This window comes from Paenibacillus sp. Marseille-Q4541 (genome assembly GCF_018310695.1).
In the GTDB taxonomy this organism is placed as follows: Bacteria; Bacillota; Bacilli; order Paenibacillales; family Paenibacillaceae; genus Paenibacillus.
Map to the genome: position 1 here is coordinate 13,819 of NZ_JAGXCY010000042.1, position 21,522 is coordinate 35,340.

Genomic DNA, 21,522 nt, shown 5'->3' on the forward strand with positions numbered 1-21,522 from the left:
TGTATCTCGGTCGTACCCCTAAGGATGGAGAAAGGTGTGTCTCACCCTTCCCCAAACGGCTGAACCTTATTTATGCTGACCTTAAGTAATCCTTCGAGATTGTTTCCAAAATTCCCCCTTCTTTATCTACTTACCGACTTTGCTTTATTTGATGTTCGCTACTACTGTATATAACGTAATGCTCAAAAACATTTCTTCCAAGCCTCTACATAAAAACTCCGATAATCAGAATAAAAGCAGTAGCTAACGCGATGGTCATACCGATAATGCCTATCAAATCCTCAGATTTAATGCTCTTTATTCTCTTTAAGAAGTCATTTTTATCAAGATTTTTAGTTGTTTTGGGCTTTTCTTCTGTAATCTCATTAGGTTTCATTTGAATTTCCTCCTAAATGTATGTATGTTACTTATAACTAAGACCGATGAGACTCGAGAACCCTTCTCTCATAAACAAATATATCAGATAACACTCTTGTGTGTGGTGTGTTCAGACCGTGTAGTAACATCTGTTGGAAAATATTTAGGTATTAAATAGGGATCTAAGGCATCAAAGATAGCAGATCTTCCGATGGGTCCAATATAACGAATATTACCTAGCTTATATACGGTAATCTCCATTAAGTCTCGCATAATGGTATAGTCATTACGCTTTAAATACTTTGCCACGCTGCGATAAGTTTTCCCTTCAAACTGACCAAAATAGTACCCTACTTCTAGATCCATCAAGTGTTCAGGAATTTCGAATATTTGAGATAATCGGAACTCTGAAAATTGCTCAATGAGAAAATCATATTTACTTCTTTCTTTATTTTTTTCGAGGCAATCATGCAACTTGTTATAAAGAGATGTATCTTCTGTTTTTAATGAAGCAGGAAACAAAGAAAGTAATCGCTGTAGCTCTTGTACGGATAAATGAATATATGACATTTTAAGAGGTCTCCTTCCCTGAATGTGTTCTTAACATCTACTAATTATGTATTTAGCTGGTTTAAGGATGTGATTACTGTAGCAGTTACTTTATTCAAAACTCATTAAGGATCTTAGAATAAGAGCTTGAAGTTCACGGGCAGAGCTAAGTTTGGTCTTAACCAATGTTCGGGACATATGATTTTTTATTGTGTTCTCACTAACTTTTAATCTGCTCCCTAGATTATGGTTGTTTTCACCGTAGATAGTTAAAGCTTCAATCACTTGTGTTTCTCTCTTTGTTAGTCCGTATTTAGCCTTTAATTCCTTAAAAACGGGATATAAATTGATTCTAATAATTTGAAGATCAAGACTCATAATTTAGCCTCCAGTAAATAAATTTTTATCTAAGAAAAATGTGAGCCAGACCACACCAAGTGTCACTCCCATGCAAAGATATTCAACTAGGGAACCTCTGAAACTTCCTGTACTCATAATCCGAAATCTCAGTACGTACTTAAATGGTGGGAGAATTCGTATACCACGGTTCGTTAATGCATCTGCAAGTAGATGAAGCATGTAGGATAACCCTCCAGCTAGCCAGATAGATATATCACCTGTAGTCAAATATAAGATCAAGGTCCAACCAACCAATCCATAGATTGTATGAGTTAATCCTCGGTGCGGCAGGAACGACACAAGTATAAGTAAGGAACCTCCAATATAGTTCCAAGGCGAGATTTGGCTGCCGAAAGCAATCAGTATGATTCCCGTTAAAATCATAATGACATTCTTCAATGTTCGATTCGGGAGAAAGGTAATGATTGCTGCAGCTATGGCCAACATATAATTCCACGGAGAATACGCTTCTCCAAGAAAGATGACAGCAGCTGCAGCCAATAAGAGAAGCAGCTGGAATGTGCGAATTACTGTTTTTGGAATTGCTCTTGAAACTAAAAGAGAATTTGGTTCATCGATATCAGGAAGTAGTGAACTTAAAACAGCAACTACTATTACGGGTATTGTAATTTCTTGATCAGCTAGTTGGAGTGCAGATAAGGATAGCCCCGTACTGATAACTAAATGTGCTCTTCCCATCATAGACGCCAGCTCCTTTCCACTATACCGGCAGGATATGTACTAAATCCGATACTGTAGATGAATATTGACACTTCGGTAGTGATTTAATAATAAGTCCTTTATATCGCTTCGTTCTCATTCGGTTATCCAAGATGATAACAGCTCCTTGGCAATGAACTGAGCGATTTAAACGGCCAAAACCCTGTTTAAGTTTAAATATCATCTTGGGAAACATATAGTCGAAAAAGCTGCTTCGATTGGCTTTCTCAAGAAGCTCAATTTGTGCTTTTATTAAAGGATCGTCGGGATGTGGAAAAGGTAATCTAGGGATCACTACTGTAGTAAGAGCTTCTCCTGCGACATCAACACCGGTCCAGAAACTAGATGACCCAAATACGATTGTTCTTGGCTCATTTTTTAGTTGTTGGATGAGTTCTTCACGATTACATCCAGGATATTGAACCAATAGATGATAACCCACTTCACTACAATACTTTTGGAAAGAACGAGCGACCTGGTTCATCGCATCAAAACTTGTAAAAAGGACAAGCATACGACCGCCAGTATACATCGTTATCTCCTCTAGCTTTTCTGCAGTATATCCGTTGAAACCAGGACTGTTTGGTTCAGGTGCATCATCCGGTACGATAATCATCGTCTTGTTTATGTAATCAAACGGACTACCGACAACGACTGAATCATACTCTTTGACTCCAACCCGTCCAGCAAAGAAAGAAAAGTTCCCGCTGTTGGACATCGTAGCGCTTGTTAGAATAACAGGCACTTTATCGAATAAGCTAGAAGCCAGTACAACTTTTGGAAACAGTGGAGCAGCATGCAGGGTGATCTGATCACGGCCACGAACAGTAGCCCAGTATGCCCAGGATCGTTTAGCATTGTTACTAATGAAATCAAGGTCATCATTATACTCAAAGAGCTGATCAAGAATATCGGAAGCACCACGGACATTCATACTTTTTAATGTCTCCAAGAAATCCTTGATTAAAGAGCAAGCCTCTGATACATCAATCTGTTTGTCTAAGAGCTGATATGCTTTGTTCCCCATTTCATTTCCAATCTCAGCAAATACTTGGTCAAGGTTACGGTGGATGTCCTGGCGAAGTTGAGATAGCTTAAGCTGCGCACCATGATCTAATTCTTTAAAGATGTCACGTTGGAACAATTGATCGAATAAAGACTCAAACTGGTTTATGTCAGCAGACTTCTCAAAGATTTGGCAGCAGACATCTTCCATTTCATGAGCCTCATCGAAAATGACGGCATCGTAATTTGGAAGAGAACCATTTCCTGTCTTCCGCCGAATGGCAAGATCTGAGAAGAAATATGCATGATTTGTAACAATGATATGGGATTGAATCATTTTTTCTTTCAGCTCTTCAATTACGCATGACTCAGGCTTATTAATCGCTGGACAATTGCTCGCAGATATTTTCTTCCATAAGCTATCTTCTACATCGAATCCAAGCCCTGTACGATCATTTACATACTCTCGGGTCACTTTTTTGAAGATCTTCTGCACTGTTTTAGCTTCTTCATTTATGCTCCGTAGCGTTTCTTGCCACAAATTCTCAAGCTTCGAGTAGCAAACGTAATGTGACTTTCCCTTAACAAGTTGATACTTAAGATTTTGATGCTCCATTTTTAAAATCTGTTGTACACGAGGCAGTTCTACATTTACTATCTGAGTCATTAGCGGGATCGTGTGGGTACAAACAATAACAGTCTTGTTGTTTTCAACAGCCCACTTGGCTGCAGGTATCAAATAGCCAAGCGACTTCCCTGTACCTGTACCTGCTTCAGCCAATAGATGCTTTTCTCCCTCTAACGCTGCCCCCACTTTGTTTGATATGAGCATCTGCGGTGAACGTGGAGAATAACCTTTTACTAGCTTCGACAGATGTCCCCCAGCCCCGAGTGCTCTTTGAATAAACTCTTCCACAGAACCGCCCCTCAACAATTATTGTATGTTAGTTAATATACTAATATACATATATAGTACAATAAGACTATCTAATTGCAAAACTTTTTGTTAAATGAAAATTAAGTACCTACCTACTTACTTACAAGATAATATATTGATTGAACCACGAGAAAAAGCCGCATATTAATGCGACTGTTGAATGTTCTTGTTCAAGATATCGTACTTCATCTCTTTGCTAATATCTTTCTTAGTTTATAAAAATATTGATCTGAGAAATAGATGATGTAAAAAATATAACTTAATATGTTAATACCGACTAAATACTGCAGGATATATTTAAATCCAATGCGATCTTGATACCAGTAGAACTCAGTTTCAATCTTAGCATTCTTTACCCAAATAGGATCTGTACCTTCTATAGCAATAGAGCCATCACTAGGTCTCACCTTAATATTTCTTGATTGTTCCTTTACTGATTGCCTAAGTTCTTTCCAAGGGATAATTACTTTATAGCTACGCAATTCCTTCCACTGTACATGATTTCTAAAAAAAGATTTTTCAGAAGGATCAGTTGAATCGACCGAAGTTGACAGATGGAACCAAACCCTAGGTTTGCCCTTGCTATCTCCCGCACTGGGGTAAAGAGGAATCCTTCCTTGTTGATCAGCATTATGTACTTTGCTCACAAAGTGAATGGCATATCTGTTTTCAAACTTTTTTTCATCTTCTTCATCACATTCACGAATAGCTGCAGAGAAGAAGATCAAGTATAAAAAAAACAAAAAGAAAAACAAAAATAAACCTTTAATGGAAGCAAGCGGATAATAAAACAATGATATTAACAAGATAACGCATACTAGCAAGGCTAGTAAACGTCCAAGAAAAGTACGCAGCAGTATAACATTTAAATTCTTCAAACGAATTCCTCCATGATCCTACCAATCGCTGTAAGTACCTCGTTGCCGTCGGGTAAAATAAGTTGGCTATAATCGATAAAGATCTGCTCTTTTAATTTTAATTAATTGATCCATTTCTTTATAAAATGAATTGTAGCTAATGTGACATAACATAGGATCTCTTGGTGCTAGATAAAACCATGAAATATTACTCAATTATCCGTTGACAGTATTTATATTGCTTCTTATTCTGATTCTCGATGTTGTAAGAATGCTTCTAGTTTTTTATCAGGGATTTTCCGCTTTAAATGATCTGGGAGATGATCAAAGCAATAAACCATTTTATCGCGGTTGAGATTCGGAACTTGTTTGAGCAGCTCCCATTCATCAGCTGATAATGATTTTCCGCAGCCTGTCATTATACAATTTCGTTCAACCCTTGATTTGGATTGGACAACTCGTTTCTGTCCTTCTGGAGCAGGATCACTGCCTATAAGATGACGCAAAGCTGGATTATCTCCCCAATCCTTATATGGAGCAAGATCCTTCCATCCCATTTGCCAACTATCTACCGCTTCAACAAAAGCGCTGGCGGCAGCCTGATCAAGTGCGTTGGAGACTCTCGGACGTCCCTGGCCATCCTTATCAATATAAGCAAATCCGAATCCATCTCTGGTGTAATCACTTATAGAAATCGAAACTATAACCTTGACGTACTGCTGCTCTAAATTGATTTCGATATCTTTAATGGTTTTGCTCCACTGCCCCTCCGTTGCAGCTTCCAGCCTGTCAGTATATATCTGATTCGGAATATACGCTTTTTGTGTGTCGGATCGCAGCTTGACTGTTCCTTCTGGAAATGACTCCTTTAGCCTCCGAACAACATCTGGGTAATTCAGCTCGTCCATATTTTTCACTCCCGACATTAATACATCAGTCACATCCGATCTGGAGGGAAACTGATTTCAGTTTTTAGTACACCTCTTATACATCAAACTTCTTCATGTATTTTTCAAAGTTAGAATAGACCTTCTTTGCCATTGTGACTCGTTCAGGTAGATCACGTAACATTTGAATGAAGTATTCGTGGCCAGAATCAGTGATGCTATAATACCGGTTGTATCGATCATCACCTTTCCACTCACGAATGACGTGCCCATTCTCGGCCAACTTTCTGAGCCTAGCACTAAGATATGAATCGTTCACGCCAATTCCGCCTAAAACGGACGCAATCTTCTTATCCAGCTCACTTACATAGAGTTGCTTGCCACCCTGCAACTCGGATAAAACAACAAAATCGATTACTTGCTGCACTTTAACAACATAACCCAAGGTCCCCTCTTTTTCGACGGGATTATCATTTCTAGGCATAACCAGCCTCCTCTTGCAAAGTATCAGGGTTAACCGTTAAATTGAATAGGGCAGGGCCCCCAATATAATGTACTAATTATAACATATTTCTCAACCAAAGCGTGGTATTACTATCCGTGTTTACACGCCTTTTCCTTCCCACTCTCCATCATACGAGCAATCTCTTTTGTTTATCCCCTTTATACCAATTTCTACTTCTTCTGTATCTAGATTCGAACCTAGCTGCAGAACTCTATATCTACAACTCAATCCGGATCTATTCTTTTGCTAAGTACGTATCTAGCTGCAAATAATAACACTGTAACTTAATCCGAATCCAGTAACAGATTACGACCGTCGGGGGGGCCGCGCGCTGCGCGAAAACCTGGTTAAAAAGGTATCAAAAGAATCCAAAGAATTGTAGAAGAAATGAAAAAAGAAGAAGGAAAAAGGGGTTGTGTTCAAGGTACATAATCGCGGATGTAAGTAAGGTAACGAAGCTGTATATCTAGTGAGAGAATTATCTGGGGAGCAGCCAGCCGGACACACAATGGATGGATACGGTGGTCGGTGGCAGGAAGAACGACGGTGAAGCTGTATGAGTCGAGTTTATTCGTGTAAACACGCTTAGTGTAAACACGGGTATGCAATCAAACCCACCTTTCTTTACCATACAAAAAGCGGGCTTGTGCTTTTTTACCGAAGGACTAATCATTCAGTTACAGGATTCACAGACTCATACAATTTATAGATTGGTAGCATCATATAGAAGTCTTGTAGTTCTTTGTCCATCAAGTTAAAGAAAAATCGACTCTCGTCTAAATTTTTGAGCAGTACGCTGACACAAAATGATAGCTCTGCGTTTTCTTCTTTTATAGCCTGCATTTTTTTTTGATATAGTAACTGATTCTCTTCATCAGTTAGACTCCCATCTCTCCATAATTTAATCTGTAGTTTATTTATCAAAATATATTCATTATTTACATTTGCCTGTCCATTAGATTTTGCATAGATATTCTCAGCTATATCTAAGAGTTCTCTCTTACCAGACTTAATAAATGCGTTAATACATTTTAAACAGAAGTTGTTAGTAAAATCAGAAACTGTATTACTCGAAAATGGATCAATTTGATCAAAAGAATTACAGATTGCTTGACTATTTATGTTGATTCCCTTAGCTAAAGACTCTTCAGAAAGAGAAATATAAATACTGTGACGATATTCCTCGCCATCACCCTCGTCAACCATGTATAATTCAGAAGCAGCAACCTCATCAGAAAAAACACTTACTATTCTTTGCTTTGCGGTGGAATTATAGAACAACAATACTAAGTGCTTTCCGACTTTAAAGTTGAATATTCCTCTCTTTGTTTCACCAAACGAAAATCCTCTAACATCATTCTTTAGTACTCTAAGAATTAACCACTCTAATTCTTCACCTAGTTGATCATCACATTCTTGTTCAATAAGTGTTGTTTTGTCGATGCCAAGAAGCTCAAAAGTTCTCTCCAACTCGAGCAAACATTCATATCGCTCTCGAAACCCTTCTAAAGTTTCTTTTTGAGAATCGAGCTGAATATAATTACCTCGGAAACTTATTTTATTACCTGAAAATAAACTTATTAACATAGGAACAACTTTTAGTTGAGCAGCAAGTGTATTAAAGTCCAAAATTTCATAATTAAGTTTGAATACACCATCATTATTGCTTATCTCTAAGATAAATGATTTTTCCAAGGTGTAGGCTGTAACATTCTGTTTTACTTCTATGTCAGTAAGAATTCTATATTCATTCTTCATATCACTAAAAATGACGTTATCTTTTCGAACATTGATTGACCCAATTCTTATTCTCTTTAAGGGAAAATGAGCTTGATTTTTAACACCATACATCGTAAAGTCATGGTCAAAAATTTTCTCCAGTGATTCATCAAGTGAAGGAGAGTATGTCATACTGGTCAACCTTAACTCTCTAAAGTCATCAATTTGAAATGGCTTATGCGTCACTAGTTCTCTTGACTGCAGTGTTTGTTCTGCCAAAAATTTATAACAAACATCATACAATCTTGTTTCATCCAGTGGTCGTAATTCTATAACCCTCTGTTTCTGTTTGTTAAAACGTTGTAGTAATTCATTTATCTCGAGAGCAAGCAAAGCTTTGTAAAAAAGCTTAGTTTCTCCGTTAGGTTTGACCTCACCAACAAGTAATAAAACACCATCGGAATTAAAAAAATTTCGATAATCAGCTAACTCGAAGCTGAAACTCCTAACTCCTTCAGTAAAATGCTCTACTTCAGTCCCCTTTACTTGTACCGGTACTCTTCCAATTAGGGATTCTTTAGTCTCTGAATCATCTTCCATTACCGAGATATGCCCATCAAACGAAATCCCCTTATCTCCCACTGGTATATCAGGTATCAAATAGGAGTCTGGTAAATTTGCCAGATATTCAATTGCATTTACCGTCTGACGTTCCTTTTTCTGATTTGATAGCTTAGCCACCCTGGATCCCCCTCTATCTTATTTCTAGACCTGATTATTTCCATTGCCGAAGGTCATTCTTGCCCATTCCTCTAATGTAATGCCATTCTGAATTTGAAAACCCTCTGCCTCATCAGCTGCGTCAAATACTAAAAGCTCCTCATCTTCTCTCTCAGCAACAACACTATCTACTTGTCTATAGCCATAATTGTACTCATTAGGACGTGCATGTAACAATCTCACATAATCACCTAATTTAGCACAAGCCGCCCCTAGCGCTGTATTATTAGTGTTTTCTGGTGTTATTGCCCCAAAGACAGCACAATGCGTCATTTCATCATTGAGCTTCTCACAAATTCTGCATGTTGGATTAATTTTCTGTGTTCCCATAGATAAAAATCTCCCTTTTTCCGTATATTTTGTATTTATCATATAACGGAAGTTGATTTTCACAAAATTTTTTCATAAATAAAAACAGAAAAAGATGCCGGCAAGCCGGCACCTTTTTTTTATAACGATTTTCTGTATTATCAAACTCATTTTCAGATCACTGATTCGAGTTTCAAAATTTGAAAGCTATCTGGCCAGCTCCCACGTTGTATTTCTTCTTCGTTTTGGCAGCTGGTTTATTACCTTCGACCACAAGTCTAATTTTCTCCTGTTTCGATGTAGACTGCTCATGAACAATCTTATTCGTCAAGTTGAAAACCCATCGACGAAAATCAATCGCATCTCTTGGTGCTTTTGAACAATCCCAGCTTAGAACCGTAGACTCAGCACTGCAGGAGAACTCTAAGCCCTCTACACCTTGCTTTACTCGCTCCACAACATATTTTATTTGTTGCTCAAATCGTGAATGAAGATCAGCTGGTATAGACTCATCTGCCCATTTAAGGAGTACTTCTTGCAGGGATCCCGCTTCAATAACATCTACTGAAGGAACTTCCACCTCAACAAAATCACTGGAATTGTCGTTAATAGTATCTTCCTGTACCAAAGCTTGTACCGAAGATTCCGGAATAAACTGAGTCGCATATATAGTCATCTTGCCCCAAATGGACTCAGCACTTTCCACACCTTCGATATTATTACCAACAAAGCGTTTCGCCAATTCCGTAGCAAGGCTCCCTCCAGAACCTTCAGTAAGAGCTGATAAGCCTTCCTGGGAAAACTGACCTTCTAAGGCTTGGGCAGCGCTCATTTTGGCTGCCATAAGATTAATGGCCAGCTCCTGCATTGTCCCCTGATATGAGTTGTAAACAGTAAGACATTTATTCGGCTGACCTATCCGCCAATGCCGTCTTGATGCCTGCCGCACAATATTCAGACGGTGCCCAGTCTGATAGAAATAAAGTGAAGGAAACATCAATAAATCAAGGCCAGTGCTGACCAGGATTGGATTCGTCAGTATTACCTGAGCACCTTCCCTTACCCTTTCGGCAATCCACTCTTCTCGATCTGGTCCCTTTACCTCTGTTCCAAGTAGGGCTGTCTTTATCCCTCTTTCTTCAAGTAACTGAGAGAGTCGCTGCAGAGTACCCATTTTCCCCGTATAAGTCGCATAAATGCCTACCCTTCGCCCGAGCTTTAGCTGCGATCGGACAAACTTGATCATCTGAAGCTCCTTAGGATATAATAGGCGCTCACTAAGCCGGTAACTATCCGACACTATGCATTCTCCTGTATCCGGATGAAGGACACCTTCGAAATTGAAAGGGACATCTGAATAACTCAAAAGTGTATTCACAAGGCTCCCTAGAAGTACCGACTGGCCACCTGCAGCGAGCTCTTTTTGCACAGCTTCTCGCAGACGATTTTCGACTTCAGTCAGATTTTTTCTGAGATACCAATCCGGCGCAAGTAACCTCATTTTCTTTTCAATCTTTCTCTTTCTACCTGGTCGTCGAACAATTTGGGTTTTGCAGCTTATAAGTCTTCTTTCACCCTCAAGAGGAACACTCATCGGTCCTTCTTTGAGTTCCGGCAGGACTTCGAACATATCAGCCATCTGTATAAAAACTGCAACGTCACTGAGTATGTCCGTGAAGAGCTGCGGTGCGGCAGCCGGCAACTCCTTAACACTTGTCCTTTTCGACTTCCCGTTACTAGAGCTGTTCAAATCTCCGTCATCACGTATTTTAGTGACCCTTTCCCGTACACCGTACAAATCGACCCACTTTCCTACGTCTCCCCAATTAAAGCCCATCTGCTTCAGACGAGAGGGAAACATCCGGAAAAACAATTCGAATAAGGAAGAAGCATAACCATTGGACAAAGTTCCGGTCATTGCGATCCCTCGTTTGGCACAATTCAAAAATACATGAAAAGCATGAGCTTGAGCGCTCCCTCCTGCTAACTCATGGCATTCGTCACCGATGGCCAGGTCAAATTTGCCTTTAAACCAACGCTTAAACAAATCCGCAGGAGATACTTTTCGTGGCGCCACCCCAGCAACCGGTTTCGGCTTACCAGATATATATGATTTTTTCGAATTCTTCGCCTGCCAAAGTCTTGACCCACAAATACGGGTCTCGTCCTTGTCGGGATCTACATTTTTATAGAGGCGTACTTGATTAGAACAGTACAAGTTCGTTTTTCTACGCGTAGGCTTTCCATGCTTATTAAAAAAGTCCTCATACTCCATCGGTACAAGACTGTCCTCTTTCTCTTTCATTAATTGTCCACCACAATCGGGGCATCTCCATCCGCGAAAAGCAACCTTTTCAACAGTTCGAACTGTCCCATCATTGTTTTGAAACTGCTGCTGATATGTACGGTCCGACCAATGTGCAACCGGTTCGTAAATATAACCTAGTTTAGCAGTATCCCTTGCAATGATGTAAACCTCAATTTTTTTAGGTTTCGTCTCCAATCTTCTGCTATCTCGGAGCTTGATAACGTCAATATAGTCTGATAGAAAGTGAACCTCAAACAGATCCTTATCTAGCAGAATACCCCATTCCCGCTTCGTCTTCTTTATCAGATGATTTGGGACCATATAAAGAACCCGTCCAGATTTTTTCTGGAGTAATTCTGTGATTAGGGAATAAAAAACTGAGATAGAGACGGATGTTTTCCCTGTTCCAGGCTCACCAATAACTAAGAGATTACGATGACGCTGAAACCCCTTAATTAATGCAGTTACGACGTGAGCTTGTGCTTGAAATAATGGACGCTTAAGGTTCTCTAACAACTGGAGTGGTTTATTTTGACCTGGATGATGAACTGGTACATATTCATCGTTAAGACGTCTAATCAGGTCTGCTCCAAATAACCCTAAATAATCCCCAATAGATTCCACATCGGAAAGAGAGGAAACCTTTTTCTCTTCCAGAGCAGGGTCAATTGCCTCAATCACCACATTGCTTATTTCTGAAGATTCACTCATGAAACGGCCTCCCCATTTATATCCTCAACCAGTTGAATTGCCCCTGTTCTGAGTCCATAAGATATATACTCATCCAATATTTCCTCTCCAGCGAGCAGCTCAAAAGCAACCAGGTTTTGATAGTCTCCCGTGTAATCATATACATCAAGTTGAACGAGATAACCATCCTGGAATAGCCGAAGATATAAGTAAGGGATCCACTCTTCTAGCATTGGCGTCTCATAGTAAGCATCGATTGCCCAGAAAAGTCTTTCGTGTATATTGCCATCCCATGCAAAAATACAATAACCTTGGTCCTGGCGCGATAAAACTCTTTCACTGGCAACAATTCCGGTAACCAGCGTCTCATCTTCGCGCTGTGAGAGATGCTTGTATTTTCCATAGGGTTTAATATAAAAAGAGGATCGATCATACCCTTTCTCTCCAATACGCGGTGCATGATAGAAACGAAAAGTTACATCTTCTGCTTTCTTGGCATGATGAAATTGAGCAAAAACTGCCTGCACACGCGAATCAATATCTATAACATTCGTATAAATGAGATAATTATTTTTAGTAGTTGAATCATACTTTGTCACTAATAGTGAGCAATGAACCTTCACATATATGTCCTTATGAGTAAACTCCATAAATTTCATGGTCTCTATTCCCCCTCATTTGCTTTCTAAGATGTTAGCTCTGAACCGTTCGAATATTTCCAAACCGGTCCACGATACGAAAGGTAATCTTAAAGGTTTCCCTTGTCGTCTCTATGGTCTCATCCCCGACTTTTTCAATTTCCGTAGTAGCATCCTTCTTCACAATGCCTTTTAGAACGTGAAGAAGTTCTCCGCTGCCAACTTTTCCGTTTAATCGGCCTGAGGCCATTCTTAGGACCCTATGCATTTCTTTATCCGGAAGGAGCGGCTGCAGCTTCAAAGCAGGTGCTTTAGGTGTCGTCCATTCCATGCCTCTTCGTGACAAAGATGAATGGCAAGAAACGACCCTGAGCTGGTCTACGTCCATGATTATCGATCTGAAGTATTTTGGAGTGACGTTCCCTGCCGGCACTTTATAAATAGGATCTATTGCTTCAGGTAACCGACTAAGTACAATTCCTTCAGCAACTAATCCAAGTATTCTTTGTACTTCCGGTCGATCAATGAACTTTACAGATCGTTTACGACCGAAAACATATACTTGACCGTATGTATCGTCATGAGATTGATAAACATTAATCTCATCCAGATTAGTGACTAGCAAATTGACAATATCCTTAGTCATACGTCGCCTCGGAATGTTATAGATAAGTATTCCGTCAACCGCCAAGTACTGAATGATGTGCCGAAGGAACACCTTTTCTTTACGCTCTCGCTTGCTCTCCTCTGATTCCGAATCATCATCATAGGGAGGATTTAAGTATATGAGCCTGAAGTAGTCCTTAGAGATACGGCACTGTTCATAGCCTCCAAAACATGCTTGGTGTACGCGCTCTCGGAGCTCCAGGTACTTCTCTTCATTAGGTTCCACACCAAACGTTACAGCCTTTGAACCTTGTGTAAGAATCTCCATTGCACGGCCACTTCCTGCACAAAAATCCGCAGCTGAGAACGGCCGATCAGGAAATTGTAATAGTTTTCGTACGCAGTCCATATCTCGATCAGTTGTCTCAAAGTTACCCATACGAATTTTGTTTCTAATAATTCGATCAAACATGCGCTTCATGTTATCGGACATATTTATTAACCCCCAATAGAAATTAGAAGAGCCGCGCATGCGCAGCTCTCTTTTATCTTGATATTTATTACCTCACGGGTAATACAACGTTCAATACCGATGGATCTCCATCATACGTAATATATGATGGAGTACTCTGACCTGTAATGTTAAATAAAACATCGTTCACATCCCGGTCACTGGCTGAAAGGGCATCCCTCAGATATCGAGCATTGAACCTGATCATTCCCATACTTTTATCTACAACGGAGCCTTCAATTGACTCTACAATCTCACCTGTGTGGCTTTCCGATTTAACAACCAGCTCTCCGTTATCTCCATGTAAAAAATATACACGATGATTTTCGGATTCTAGCGATAACATCCGGTTCAACGTCTCGTCGAGGCGCCCAAGCGGAATCCTTGCAAGACAGGACTGCTCAGGCATCTCACAGAGTTTCGCAATATCAGGATAACTTCCCTCAACTAGCCTACCAAAGTACACTGAATTGCTGCTACGGTCTCTTAAAATTAAATGATGATCCGTCACTGCAAAATCAATTCTTTCAGAGGTTCTAAAAGTATCTACGATACTTTTGAAATTTATAGCATCGATAACTCCACCACGAAACTCGTCTGGATTTGGTATCTTTACGTCAGAAACGAAATCATATATCCGATGCCTATTCGTCGCGGTAAATCCAAGCTTATCCTCTACTTTGCGGATATTAATACCGCAGAGAATAGCAGTACTGGAATCAGTTGAGGCAAAACGCTGGGCTGCAGCACCCTTTCGCAGGGCATCCATTGGAACCGGCACAAACTTTACTCCGGCCACTGACGGCAGCTGAGGATACTCGTCCGGATCCAAGACCTTAAGCGATGCAGAACCATTGTTCCCGTACGAGATACGTACAGAGGCCTCATTTACACTGAACGATAGCGAACCGCTTGGCAAACGTTTTACAAGTTCTATTCCTTCTCTTGAAGGAAATAGATAGCTCCCATCCTGATTTCCTGTATTCTCTACCTGCAGTTTCACAATAACCGATTGGGAATCGGACATTGCCGTAACGAAAGAACATCTTTGTTTAAATCAAACTTAATACATTTCAGTATTGGAACAACGCTGCTTCTCGGCACTACCTTAGAACAAGTCGTTAATACGTTCATAATCGCTTCATGATCAACGGTAAACGATACTCCCTCTGCCTTAACTGCCGTAGTAACACGTTCTTCCACTGCTTTTGCCATTTCTAAATTCCTCCCAGTTTTTAAGCACAAAAAAAGCCGTGAAGAAACAAAAAAACACACCTCTGGCGTGTCTTTGTTCTCCACGGCAATTCATGCCTCATATTTATGTTCCCTAAATTGGGTTACTCGCTCACCTACCGAAATGATAGCGGTGGTGAAAAATAATGGTAAATCGTAATACCATCATTATATTAATTCAATTGGTTCCCTGCAAGCTTAACCAGCCATCAATGTTCATCCTATTCTTCAGTTCAGATTGTCGTTGTAAGAATTCTTCATAGTGGTTTCTAGAAAGTAAGATAACGGCAACAGAATTCTGCAATGAGATCAGATAGTTTCCTTTAGTGACTGGATCTGCCCTTACCTCCTCCACACACAACATGTTTACGAGAAAACTCCGATGTGGACAAAAAATAATCCTCGATGTCTGATCCAATATTTTTTTTAAAGGTGTTCTTGTTTCAATGATTTCTCCATCTTTGAGATGAATCTTTATCCATTTTGTATCGTTAATCTTCTCGACGAAAAGTATCTTTTTCTCGTTTACTAGTAGATCACGTCTGTTAGACATAACAGTGATCATGTTTACATCCTCATTCTGTCTTGTACTTAAGATGTTCTCTGCACTCAACTGTATAACAGCTTTATCTATCGCCTTTTTTAGGCGTTCAAAGGTTACGGGTTTCAGGATGTAATCAATGCTATCCAAATCATAGCTCGCTAAAAGATGTGTAGGATTCCCAGAACCCGTCACAAAGATCATTTTTGAGTTATTCCCGCTTTCTCGAAGTATACGAAATGCGGATAATCCATCCAGCTTCTCGAGTCCGATATCAAGGAGAACAATGTCCGGTCGGTATATTGCGCAGCTTTCAATCAAACGTGAACCCGAACTTACCATGTCTACGACGGTATGTCCCATCTTCTCGACATATAATTTTAATTTTCCTCGTTGGACAACTCCATCTTCAGCTATAATAATTGTAAAATTTGTTTCCATTTTTGCACCTCTTACTCTATTCCCTTAGTTTACTCTGTTCCGTCGGTAGCAACACATTAAACTGGATAAAACCTTCTTCCGTAAGCTGACAAATAATGCTTCCTTCGTTACGTTTTACCCTCTCATTAACAATGCTTAGCCCAATTCCAGTGCTGTTTTTTGTAGTCTTTCTTGGAAGGAACATTTGCTTAATCATGGCAGGAGATAGGTGTTGGCTCAATTTGTTTTTTATAAAAAATCGGAATACATCGTTACGTATTTCTCCATTAAGCACAACCAGTCTTTGATCTGGACTTAACTTCATCACCTCCTCAAATGCGTTATCCAATAGGTTTCCGAGGATTTTTACTACGTCCATTTTCCTACTTCCTAAAAGAACTAATTTTGATTCAGTTTTATTTAGAATTTCAAACTGAAAATCGATATTCTTAGCAGTTGCCTGAGACATCTTAGATAGAATTAACACTGCAATTTCCGGCTGCCCAATATCAATTATCTCGTTGATAGTTGATGTCTCTTCAACTATCTCATTGATATATTCTTTTGCCTCATTATAAAATCCAAGTTCAATAAGACCATGCAGGGTATCCAAATGATTGTTTAAGTCATGCCGTTGACCTTTCACCTCGACCCACAAATGATCGATATTACCCTCAGCTTTTTCATGCTCATTCGTAACAGAACGACCTGGATATTTAGACAACTTCAGTACAGCCCACCCGAATAATAGACTTATGATCGTTACTTTTGTTAAAAGAATCCCGTACTTAGAAATAAGACTGTTCAATACCGGATTCGATATTTCCATGTTGCCTGTGATGCTAATAATAAACGTATATCCATCAACGACACCTGGGTAGAAAGTTTTTATGACACGTTGGCCGTTTATTACGTCTTCATAAGTTGTATAATCCCCCGTTAATGCAGCTCTTTGCATGTGATCTATATCCCTAGAACTCGCAAATGAGTTTGATCCTAAAAATATATCCTCCTCTGTAGGATTAGTTCCTCTAAGAGGGGAAGTCATAGTTAGCTCTCTATTTACAGAAGGTTCGATAACATCAATCCAAAACAACGCGGTTATATCAAGTAATTCCCCCTTATGGTCTTGGAGAATGTTATTTACGTATGTATCTACGTCCATCTCTTGATTAACTAAAAAATAATATCCATTATCTACATAAGGATTGATAATATAATCCGCTTCTCCGTCATAGTAATAACCATGTTTATGATGAGTCTCAGAATTAATAGACTGCACAGGTGGCTTAACAGACCAATAGGGATCGGACATCGCAGTATCACATGTATCACAATCACTTAACTTCTTACCTATCCGGGATGCATCTGAAGAGAGTACAACAGTATAATCCCCCTTTACTAGTGCAATTAATGAAATCACACTGACCTCTAAACGACTCGCTAAATCCTTCAACTGATCATTTGTAACATCTTTATACTTTATCGGTAGACTATTGCGTATTGCTATAGCTGCATTTCGTAAAGAATCCGATAATAGCGCATCGGAGATCTTAATAGTGCTGCTAAATTTGTCTATATCAGAAGAAATATATTCTGAAATGACCATCGTGTCACTTGACATATGATTTAAAAAGGTCTTTTTACTTATGTTATAGAAGATAAATAGATTTGTTAATAGGAAAATAAATATAGTTATTGCGGATAAAAACGCAAATTTTCTTTCAGGCATAAAAACATATCCTTCCTAAGTCCTGCCTCCTTTTACCTACATAATTTACATTTCAGGTCGTTTAATCTCCATTTTAGGCCATTAATATTCCACTGTTAACAAATTTGTTATAAACTTCAAGTAGAACGTTCGCAATCAGGCAAAAGGGGGGCATTATTCTGTGTCTTATATAGTAATTTACGAAGGAGATCGAGCTACGTCGAATGTTGTAGCTTACATACCTGCTCTAAACATGGACATCATCGGTGATACTTACGAAGAAGCACGTGAAATTACTCAAGAAATTCTAAATCATGAAATTTCATCGCTTATCGATGCTGGCAGCCTAATTCCAGACGATAACGCTAGTACCGAAACTCTTCTTATGGGTGGAACCAAGTTCCCTGTTTTGTATGAATCCAATAGAGATAAAAATCACTATACAGCTTATATTCCAGGATTCCGTATTCGAGTCCAAAGTCCATCTCTTGAAGATGTCAAAAGGAAAGCAAGAATCGTTCTACAAAATGAAGTAACGTACAGAAAAAATAACAATACAGCAACGCCAGAAGAATTTGTATGTATTGAGCGTGTTTCCACAGCTCAAGTAGTTATAAGTACTTCAGTTCCATTACGAACTTTACAAATATCCTAGCATATATTACGACTCTATTTATGGTATAAAGGTTAGAATTGTTGTCGAAAATAGTCATCTCAAAAAGTCAAAAAAGCGAGGACGTCTTGTCCTCGCTTTCATTCTTTTATAACCCGATATTTTGTTTAATGAGTACATTAGAATTGTCCCGGAATGAAACCTGGACATATAACACCGCTGCTACTCTTCAATCCATGGTTCGTGCAGCTCAACATAATTTTCTAATTCTTGTATCATTTCTTTCCGGTAAGCTCTTGATCCAGTGCCTGTGATCGTCCATTTCCTATTCGATGACTCAAGATTAACACTAAAACTGGCTTCCGCTTTTCCTCTATCATAATAGGACCTGCTGCCATCTATGGGCTCTAAAACCTCGACTTTAAACCAGCGCCGACCTACTTGTTTTATTTGAAATTGCATGCTATCTTCTCCTGACCTAAATGCTCAACTCTTTATCTGCCAACCAAGGGCTGATTCCCCTGTACAAAATGATTAAATTCCTCTGGTTTTTATCAGCAGCTTGCTTAGCGTAATCAATTGCATCTTTTTTGTAAGAGTGTTTACTTTCACTATAGAAAGTTGCATCGTCATCTCCACTATAATCCAGGAGGTTCTTGATATGTACATTCACATATTTACCGAGCTTATCACTAACGATGAATTCTACTAAAATATGTGGTCCGCAACTTATACAGATATCTTTTTTCTTTGTTAAAAAATCAGCATCTATATCATCGTAAAAGCCACATTTTATACAAGTTGGCATGTTTTTATCACCCTTTTATGCTTCTTTTATTTGTACCGATCCTACATAACCCGATAGTACGAACCAGTCTCGTTAAATCTGTAACATTGTGGCTCTAGATGACTACGTACTTTGTCATATAAACGTTGACCCGGACCGATAAAAAATCCAGATTCCTCTATAGAGCACTTTCGATTAAGAGTAGCTCAACATTGCTAAACTGCATCCCCTCTGCTTTAACCACTCCCTGATTTATTTTTGTTACGTCATCCACAGATTCTATTTTTTTCATATTAATGTTGTTCTTTCTATAGTTAATTTTGAACTCCCTGCCACACAAAGCCTTAACTCAATAAAGAAGACACCTGAGGAACATAATTTGCCCGCAGTAGATCATCAATTCCCTTTCCTAATGAAACGTCCCACATTGCAAGGCTTAGTGCCATATCGCTTTCTTTTGCAAAAAACTCTGCGCATAGCTCTAGAGAACGTTGTACTTCAGGAGTTGTAACTGCGTCGGCGTCAAAGGCTAAAACGACATGTTTGCAGCCGAGCTCCTTTAATGGTTCAAGGGCTAATCTAAAAGCTCCCGTTCCAGGAACGGCGAAGAACGGCTTTACCATTAGATCAGCTGCAAGATCTGCTTTTAGTGCTCCCTCTGTCACCCATACCTCTGAACAGTCGATAATATCGCTGGGATCCTCCCCTGTTTTCCAATATGGGAGACATGGATAAGGAAGAGCCAAATGAACCGGCAGTGGCCCCCCTATAGAAGCACCATTCATTTTAGATCCGCTGCTCCACCACCAGTACTTGGTACCCTGCTCAAGTTTTACACTGAAGACAAACTGACCGGACTTGGAATGACATATCTTCTTATCCTTTTCAGTAAGAATTACTTCAAGTGTTTTATCCTGGACTTGGAGTGAGCATTTAGCTCGTCTCAAGCCATTAGGAAGTGGCTCAACCTCCTCCATAATTTCACCTTTTATAGAACCCTGCATCGACAACTCGAGCGGTGGTTTATCTACACGAATTTGCCAGCCAGTGATTTCATTACGGATTGATCGATACGGAACCATTAGACCCGTATTCCCAGCTATCGTCCAGTATGCTCCATAGCGACCCTCAGCTGCAAAAAATCCTGGAACACCTAGTAAGTCATTTTCGCTGCTTAATCGCCCTATCATCCCTTTAGCGACTTTATAACGGTCCCTTTCTGGCATTGTCCGATATTCTCTCATTCGTATTGAGTCCTCGTCCATCATTCGGTCGCTACGTAAGTGACTTGCGTGCTTTGTAGACAGAGGGACTTCTTTAGTAAAGGTACGGTATACATGATTCAGATGGTCATTTGATCGCTTCTCTACCGCATTGGATAGCTCAATTTCAATTCGCTCCCGCGGTGCACTCTCCGTTAAATAATGTGTATATTGCCGACCAATATCTGAATCTTTGTATTTATCCGATGGTACTCGCATGCAATGAACAATGGTCTGATCCTTATTGATCGCACACCACCCTTTCTTTCCACAGATCGGGCACAGCGACATAATCTCAAACCAATCAGCATGTCTAGTTCTACGTAATCTCATGAATTAACCCCTTTCTTTATGAAACCTGTTGTTTTTAATCTCCTATGGGCATAAAAAAAGAGCTCATCTATCGATGAGCTCACAAAAATGGACGCAAAAAAAGTACATACTTATACCGCATGCACCAGCAATCCAACTATCTATTTGCCATTAATACAGCTACTCCCACTCCACCGAAATGTAAGACAGCAGAGAAAATTAATGTAATACATATCTGTTGGTTAGATTATAGCATTTAATATCAATAGAAAAAAGATATTTATATGTTTGTAATTATAAAAAGTCACCGATCATTATTTGATCGGTGACTTGTGTTACTCATCTAGATTAATATTTTTCTAATTCAGTCTCAATATCCTCGATCAAAGTGTTAACTTCCAGCACGGCTGAATCATCATTATTAAAGAAAATAGAAGGTTTGATACCATCTTCTTTTAATTGTGGCAAGAATTCTTCAATAAATCCACTTAGATCAATAGATTCAGCTTTATAATTCTTCCAATCCTCAATTGCACATGCCTCTGCAAATTCTTTCTTAGGCCAGAAAGGAAGTAATAAATTCCCGTTTGGGTCTGATGTTACAGCCCATCCGTTATCATACAGCCCCCATACTTCTTCATAATCAGCTACTTTTTTTATAAAATATTCGTATCGAACATTTGATGGTAAATTAATTACAGCCTCAAACTCTTTTTTATTCATTCTTAAAAACCTCCAAACTTATCTTTTCCTACCATATTTATCGTGTTTATGTTGTGCTAATTCATAACCTTTATTAAATATAATTTACTATGAAACATATTACTCAGTGAGTAATATATGGCAAGCAGTAGAATATTAATACA

22 protein-coding genes are annotated in these 21,522 nt (G+C 39.2%); 1 reads left to right on the forward strand and 21 read right to left on the reverse strand.

Annotated features, from left to right (window positions below; translation table 11 throughout):
* Nucleotides 1-205: 205 nt before the first annotated feature.
* From KFT32_RS24100 to KFT32_RS24180, 17 genes are all read right to left on the reverse strand, one after another.
* Entirely contained in the window at nucleotides 206-376 is a 171-nt protein-coding gene (locus tag KFT32_RS24100) for a hypothetical protein (protein WP_205055047.1), read from the reverse strand.
* An 83-nt stretch (nucleotides 377-459) separates the two neighbouring features.
* Entirely contained in the window at nucleotides 460-927 is a 468-nt protein-coding gene (locus tag KFT32_RS24105; RefSeq protein ID WP_090728195.1) for a hypothetical protein, read from the reverse strand.
* 90 nt (nucleotides 928-1,017) lie between these two features.
* The gene (locus KFT32_RS24110; protein ID WP_205055046.1) at nucleotides 1,018-1,284 is read right to left on the reverse strand and encodes a helix-turn-helix transcriptional regulator; all 267 of its coding nucleotides are present in this window, start codon (nucleotides 1,282-1,284) and stop codon (nucleotides 1,018-1,020) included.
* 3 nt (nucleotides 1,285-1,287) lie between these two features.
* Nucleotides 1,288-2,007 (reverse strand): metal-dependent hydrolase, encoded by a 720-nt coding sequence (locus KFT32_RS24115; RefSeq protein ID WP_090728192.1) that lies wholly within the window; start codon nucleotides 2,005-2,007, stop codon nucleotides 1,288-1,290.
* Between the two features lie 19 nt (nucleotides 2,008-2,026).
* Nucleotides 2,027-3,946, reverse strand: a complete 1,920-nt coding sequence (locus KFT32_RS24120; RefSeq protein ID WP_205055045.1) for an ATP-dependent DNA helicase — start codon at nucleotides 3,944-3,946, stop codon at nucleotides 2,027-2,029.
* A gap of 206 nt (nucleotides 3,947-4,152) precedes the next feature.
* A complete protein-coding gene (locus KFT32_RS24125; protein WP_205055044.1) occupies nucleotides 4,153-4,845 on the reverse strand; it encodes a hypothetical protein in 693 nt (230 codons plus the stop codon).
* A 224-nt stretch (nucleotides 4,846-5,069) separates the two neighbouring features.
* A complete protein-coding gene (locus KFT32_RS24130) occupies nucleotides 5,070-5,732 on the reverse strand; it encodes a hypothetical protein (RefSeq protein WP_205055043.1) in 663 nt (220 codons plus the stop codon).
* A gap of 76 nt (nucleotides 5,733-5,808) precedes the next feature.
* Nucleotides 5,809-6,195 carry a PadR family transcriptional regulator gene (locus tag KFT32_RS24135; protein ID WP_205055042.1) on the reverse strand — a complete coding sequence of 129 codons (387 nt, stop codon included), beginning with the start codon at nucleotides 6,193-6,195 and terminating at the stop codon, nucleotides 5,809-5,811.
* Nucleotides 6,196-6,885: 690 nt separating this feature from the next.
* The gene (locus tag KFT32_RS24140) at nucleotides 6,886-8,676 is read right to left on the reverse strand and encodes a DUF4365 domain-containing protein (RefSeq protein ID WP_205055041.1); all 1,791 of its coding nucleotides are present in this window, start codon (nucleotides 8,674-8,676) and stop codon (nucleotides 6,886-6,888) included.
* A 24-nt stretch (nucleotides 8,677-8,700) separates the two neighbouring features.
* Complete coding sequence (locus tag KFT32_RS24145; RefSeq protein ID WP_205055040.1) at nucleotides 8,701-9,045, reverse strand: hypothetical protein; 345 nt, start codon at nucleotides 9,043-9,045, stop codon at nucleotides 8,701-8,703.
* Between the two features lie 172 nt (nucleotides 9,046-9,217).
* Complete coding sequence (locus KFT32_RS24150) at nucleotides 9,218-12,043, reverse strand: DEAD/DEAH box helicase family protein (RefSeq protein ID WP_205055039.1); 2,826 nt, start codon at nucleotides 12,041-12,043, stop codon at nucleotides 9,218-9,220.
* On the reverse strand, nucleotides 12,040-12,681 hold the full coding sequence (locus tag KFT32_RS24155; RefSeq protein ID WP_090727338.1) for a hypothetical protein: 642 nt from the start codon (nucleotides 12,679-12,681) through the stop codon (nucleotides 12,040-12,042). The genes KFT32_RS24150 and KFT32_RS24155 overlap by 4 nt, the downstream gene beginning before the upstream one ends.
* 34 nt (nucleotides 12,682-12,715) lie before the next feature.
* Nucleotides 12,716-13,759, reverse strand: coding sequence for a DUF6094 domain-containing protein (locus KFT32_RS24160; protein WP_090727336.1), 1,044 nt, complete (start codon nucleotides 13,757-13,759; stop codon nucleotides 12,716-12,718).
* 67 nt (nucleotides 13,760-13,826) lie between these two features.
* Nucleotides 13,827-14,804 carry a DNA polymerase III subunit beta gene (locus KFT32_RS24165; protein ID WP_211749977.1) on the reverse strand — a complete coding sequence of 326 codons (978 nt, stop codon included), beginning with the start codon at nucleotides 14,802-14,804 and terminating at the stop codon, nucleotides 13,827-13,829.
* A complete protein-coding gene (locus KFT32_RS24170; RefSeq protein WP_211749978.1) occupies nucleotides 14,777-14,992 on the reverse strand; it encodes a hypothetical protein in 216 nt (71 codons plus the stop codon). Before KFT32_RS24170 ends, KFT32_RS24165 begins: the two co-directional genes overlap by 28 nt.
* 196 nt (nucleotides 14,993-15,188) lie before the next feature.
* Entirely contained in the window at nucleotides 15,189-15,992 is an 804-nt protein-coding gene (locus KFT32_RS24175) for a LytR/AlgR family response regulator transcription factor (protein ID WP_205055037.1), read from the reverse strand.
* Between the two features lie 16 nt (nucleotides 15,993-16,008).
* Complete coding sequence (locus KFT32_RS24180; protein ID WP_205055036.1) at nucleotides 16,009-17,703, reverse strand: sensor histidine kinase; 1,695 nt, start codon at nucleotides 17,701-17,703, stop codon at nucleotides 16,009-16,011.
* 160 nt (nucleotides 17,704-17,863) lie between these two features.
* On the opposite strand from KFT32_RS24180, the gene KFT32_RS24185 reads away from it, so the two are divergent.
* Complete coding sequence (locus KFT32_RS24185) at nucleotides 17,864-18,337, forward strand: hypothetical protein (protein ID WP_205055035.1); 474 nt, start codon at nucleotides 17,864-17,866, stop codon at nucleotides 18,335-18,337.
* Nucleotides 18,338-18,517: 180 nt separating this feature from the next.
* On the opposite strand, the gene KFT32_RS24190 is transcribed toward KFT32_RS24185, so the two are convergent.
* From KFT32_RS24190 to KFT32_RS24205, 4 genes are all read right to left on the reverse strand, one after another.
* Complete coding sequence (locus KFT32_RS24190; RefSeq protein WP_205055034.1) at nucleotides 18,518-18,757, reverse strand: hypothetical protein; 240 nt, start codon at nucleotides 18,755-18,757, stop codon at nucleotides 18,518-18,520.
* A 16-nt stretch (nucleotides 18,758-18,773) separates the two neighbouring features.
* A complete protein-coding gene (locus KFT32_RS24195; RefSeq protein WP_205055033.1) occupies nucleotides 18,774-19,103 on the reverse strand; it encodes a hypothetical protein in 330 nt (109 codons plus the stop codon).
* Between the two features lie 323 nt (nucleotides 19,104-19,426).
* A complete protein-coding gene (locus KFT32_RS24200) occupies nucleotides 19,427-20,677 on the reverse strand; it encodes a toprim domain-containing protein (protein WP_205055032.1) in 1,251 nt (416 codons plus the stop codon).
* A 327-nt stretch (nucleotides 20,678-21,004) separates the two neighbouring features.
* The gene (locus KFT32_RS24205) at nucleotides 21,005-21,379 is read right to left on the reverse strand and encodes a DUF2750 domain-containing protein (RefSeq protein WP_205055031.1); all 375 of its coding nucleotides are present in this window, start codon (nucleotides 21,377-21,379) and stop codon (nucleotides 21,005-21,007) included.
* Between the last annotated feature and the right edge of the window lie 143 nt (nucleotides 21,380-21,522).